Origin of the sequence: Streptomyces sp. NPDC005899 (genome assembly GCF_040629645.1) — a bacterium.
Taxonomy (GTDB): domain Bacteria; phylum Actinomycetota; class Actinomycetes; order Streptomycetales; family Streptomycetaceae; genus Streptomyces.
Genome location: NZ_JBEXWB010000452.1, coordinates 1 through 4,227, shown reverse-complemented (window position 1 = coordinate 4,227; position 4,227 = coordinate 1). Strand labels below are relative to the sequence as shown.

Sequence of the window (4,227 nt, the reverse complement as noted above, 5' to 3'; positions counted from 1 at the left end):
GGCCGCGCTCCGCGCACCGGCCGCCCGCCGGTTTCCCGTCGGTGCCCGCCTGGTCACGGTCCCGGGCGCCCCGTACGGCGCTCGGACGCGAGGGAGAGACCCGCTCGTCACGCCGCATCCGCTGCCGTACGTCGCACGCGGTACTGACCGACACGCCCGCGCTGGTGGCCGCCTCGTTGAGCGTGGCGTCCGGGTGTTCGGCGAGGAAGGCGCGCACGGCGGCCCTGCGTCGGGCCGCGTCGAGTGGCCGGGAGCGGCCGTCCGCCCCGACCCGGACCTTCGACTGTGGAATCTCCTCAGTCGAAACACGGCGGACGGCGCTGACGGTCTTCGGGGACAGCCGGGTGATACGGGCGATCGCCCGGTCCGACAGATCGGGGTGGGAGACCAGGATCCGCCGGGCCGCGGCCCTGCGGTCCGCGAGCGTCAACGGCAAGCCGTGGCCGACGTTGGCGGCCACGGAGTGGATGAAGACCTCGCTGGACGGTACGTCCAGGTAGCGGACCGCGATCGTCTCCTCGCCCCGGAGCCTGGTCGCTTGCAGCCGGTGCATCCCGTCGACCACGCGCCGGGTGTCCCGGTGCACCAGGATCGGCTCGATCTCCCCCTGCGCGAGCACCTCGACGTGCTCCTGGTCCACCCCTCTCAGACGTGGGGAGTCGGCGGCCGCCAGGGAGGCGAGCGGCACTCGGTGGACGTCGCGGCACTCGCCGCCCGTCACGCTCGTGAGGTCGCGGGCCGCCGTCCGCGGCCGGTCTTCCAGGTACGTGGAGGGCGGTGTGTCCGCCAGGTCTAAGGGCACCGAAAATCTGCTTTCTATCCGGTCTTCCGCAGGTGGGGGGTTGCAGGGGCCGGGAACGCGCAGACGACTCCGGTCGGCATGGTCCCGGTTCAGGGCGTGCCGTGCAGGTGACGAACAGAGAAGGTGCATCCCGCCGGGAGCGTGTGCAGGACGCCACTGGAGAGGACGGAAGGCGCCGCGCGCCGAACCGGCAGGCCGGGTCCCGAGGTGCCGGGGCGGGGGCCCGCGGGAGTCGCCCGACGACTCACATGCCGGGCCTGACCCGCGGGACCGGCCTCGCCCCGTTCACCGCGCTGCGGCGAACGGGCGGGTCTCCCCCGCCGGCGACGAGATCGGCCGTGCGGTCGAGGGGACCGTCAGGGGTCGCCGCCCGGCGTCCGCGACAGCGCGTCGCTCCACGGCTTCGCCCGCGGTTCGGGGGAGAGAGCCGAGGGCGGTCTCGATGAACGGAGACAGGCGGGGGTCCGGTCGTCCTCGGCGAACGCTCCGGGCATCGGTTCGCGCAACTGTCCCATCGGCACTCCCCTTCCACGCGACGTACCGCTGTCCCGGATTCGTGTGAGGACGTTCCGCCTCCGGGGACGGGGGTTCCCCGGAGGCGGTATCCAGCTAAGCATAAAGAGCACTATTTATGTACGAGCGGTGTGCACGCATGACGCAACTTCGGCCACCCTGCCGGCCCACGTCCTCCCCCGTCACGGGTGGCGGATCGCGGGCCTGCGGGCTGCCCCGCGTCGGCGCCAGGGAGGAGTCCGCACGAAGTCGGCTTCGTGGCGGGCGAGGTCAGGGGGCGACCGGCTGACCCCGCACGGCACCGGCCGGGCTCTTCACCGGCCCGCCCACCGATGGGCCTGACACGGTAGCCCCGGCAGCCGGCCCGCCCGGAAGATGCCTGGAAGGCGCCCGGACGTCGAACACGCCCGAGCCCGGCCGGCAAGGCCCGCCGCCGAGCCGACGGCCCTGGTGAGCACAAGGCTTTCGGGTCCACGGGCTGGAGCAGGCTCCACCGCACGGGCATGGCCACGACACCGCCTCGACGCGCACAAGGCCTGACGTCGGCAGCGGACTTGGTCAAGTCGTCCCGGCCCACCCCGCCCGACCGCACATACATAGCGGTCTTTATGCTTGGCTCGGTTTCGCCTCCGGGGAACCCCCGTCCCCGGGGGCGGAACGTCCTCACACGGAGCCGGCACAGCGGTACGTCGCGTGGAAGGGGAGTGCCGATGGCACTGCTGCACGAACCGATGCCCGGAGCGTTCACCGAGGGCGACCGGACCCCCCGCCTGTCTCCGTTCATCGAGACCGTCTTCGGCTGTCTCCCCCGGGCGGATCAACGCGGCTGGGCGGAGTTCTACATCAGGGCGCTGCTGCAGACACCGGGCAGGAAGTCGCCACGCCGGCTGGCCGAAGCCATCAGCGACTCCCCGACGGCCTCCCAGGCGCTGCACCAGTTCGTGAACGCAAGCCCGTGGGACTGGCTGGCGGCTCGTCAGGGCCTGTTGCGCTGGGTGGCGCAGGCCGGCTCGGCGGTGACGGCCTGGACGCTGGTCCCCGTGTTCATCCCCAAGCGCGGCGACCACTCCGCCGGGGTCCACCGCAGATTCGACCCCGCGCAGGGGCGGCTGGCCAACTGCCAGCTGGGAATGGTCGTGCTGGCCACGGGTGAGTACGGCCCTCTGCCCGTCGACTGGGACCTGTACATACCGTGCGGGTGGACCGGAGCCCGGCGGGCCAAGGTGCGGGTGCCGGAGGAGATCCGCGGCCCTTTGTGGGTGCAGGCCGCGGAACTTCTGCGGCGGGCCCCCTCGTGGCCCCTCGGCCGCCGGCTCCCTGTCACAGCCGACCTGTCCTGGCTGCCGGACCGGGAAGCCCTCCTCACCTGGCTGGCACAGAACCAGCAGCCCTTCGTGGTGGAGGTCCCCGACACCATGCGCGTCATACGTACGGTGCCCCCGACGGCCCGCACACCACCACGCACCGTCCGGCAGGTCCTCCTGGACCCCACTACCGCCGTGGGGACGGAACGAGAGCCCTTCGTCTCCCTCCCGGTGACCCTGCCCGGCTCCTTCGCGGAGCGCGTCCCGCTGCGGCTGCTCGTCCGGCAGCGCCCGAACGATCCGGCACGGGCGTGGCTGACGAACCTGGTCGACCGGCGGCTGCCCGAACTGCTGCCCCTGATGCGCCAGCCACGACTGGCCGCAGATGTGGTGAGCACCCTGAACGGTGAGTTCGGGCTCCAGGACTTCGAGGGCCGGTCGTTCCCGGGGTGGCACCACCACACGACGCTGGTCTCCGCCGCTTTCACCTACTCCCGGGTCAACGAGCTCGGTGCGGCGCGCGGTGCCGGGGTCGGCCCTGGCGGCTGAGGCTCCGAGACACCTGCTGTCCGGCCGGTGACCCGCGGGGACCGGTCGGACGGGAGGGAAGAACCCGGGCCGTCCCCCCGCGCCTGCCTGTGCGGGCGGCCCCGCTCCGCCCCCCTGCCCGACGGCCGCGTTCCCGACGGCACATGCCGGCACCGCGTGCTCAGTACGCCTGCGCGGCCAGCCCGTTGAGCACGGCGCGCCAGACCTCGGCGAAGTCGAGATCCGTCGGACCTCCCGGACGCGCAGCCCCCCTGGCCTCAGCCGTTGCTCCCTCCACCACGTACATGACGAGACGCACGGCAGTGTCCACCTGTACGCCGGCGACGAGGTCACCGGTGACGGAGGCCCGCTCCAGCAGGCGCAGAACCTCGTCACGGAAGACGTCGAGCCAGTCGGAAGCCACGTGCCCCTCCTGGACCAGGCGTACGGCGGCCCGGGTGAGGACGTCGTGCTGGAGGGTCGTCGCCACCTGCTGGACGAGGAGGGACAGCCCGGGGAGGGCATCGGTGGAGGCGGAGCCCGCCGCGCTGACGCGCCGCAGTTCGTCGACACCTTCCTGCACCACCGCGGACGCGAGCGTCGCTTTGCAACGGAAGTGGAAGGTGAGGGCCCCGAGCGTGACGTTCGCCTCCACGCACACGCTGCTGAGCGTCGTGCCGTCGTAACCGTGCCGGTCGAAGTGGCGTGCTGCCGCCAGGACGAGGTTCGCGCGGGTGCCTGCGGCTCGTTCACTGTTCTTCATGTGGTCCTCGTTCACTGTTCTCCATGACCCCGCCTCTTCGCCCAGCGCCCTTCGACCGTCTTCTCCGCGGTGGCGGGGGCCGGTCGGCCATCGGGCCGTCATGCCCGCGGCGTGGTGGGCGAGGGGCCGGGTCCGGCCTGCCGGGCCGGTGCCCCGACTCCGGATACGGCCTCGGGGCCGCGGCCGCCGGGCGCGCCGGCCTGCCGTCCGCAAGGGTCTCGGCAGCACCCGCGGCGCCGGCGGGGCTGTCGCACCGGGCCGGGTGCGCGGGATCCCGGTGTCACCGGTGGCTCGGCCCCCTCCTGGCCGAGGGCGGG

Annotated in this window: 3 protein-coding genes; 1 reads left to right on the top strand and 2 read right to left on the bottom strand. The window is 73.0% G+C overall.

The features are described from left to right. On the bottom strand, positions 1–802 hold an 802-nt coding region (locus tag ABZ371_RS29690), incomplete at its 3' end, for a ParB/RepB/Spo0J family partition protein (protein ID WP_358685360.1). A gap of 1,223 nt (positions 803–2,025) precedes the next feature. Here ABZ371_RS29690 and ABZ371_RS29685 point away from each other — a divergent pair. Beyond that, entirely contained in the window at positions 2,026–3,168 is a 1,143-nt protein-coding gene (locus tag ABZ371_RS29685; protein ID WP_358685357.1) for a transposase, read from the top strand. A gap of 160 nt (positions 3,169–3,328) precedes the next feature. Here ABZ371_RS29685 and ABZ371_RS29680 read toward each other — a convergent pair whose 3' ends face one another. Then, positions 3,329–3,910 (bottom strand): TetR/AcrR family transcriptional regulator, encoded by a 582-nt coding sequence (locus ABZ371_RS29680; RefSeq protein WP_358685354.1) that lies wholly within the window; start codon positions 3,908–3,910, stop codon positions 3,329–3,331. Between the last annotated feature and the right edge of the window lie 317 nt (positions 3,911–4,227).

Bases quoted from the DNA above. Each gene is read 5' to 3' on its own strand.
- ABZ371_RS29685 (WP_358685357.1), top strand. From the start codon at position 2,026: ATGGCACTGCTGCACGAACCGATGCCCGGAGCGTTCACCGAGGGCGAC.
- ABZ371_RS29680 (WP_358685354.1), bottom strand. From the start codon at position 3,910: ATGAAGAACAGTGAACGAGCCGCAGGCACCCGCGCGAACCTCGTCCTG.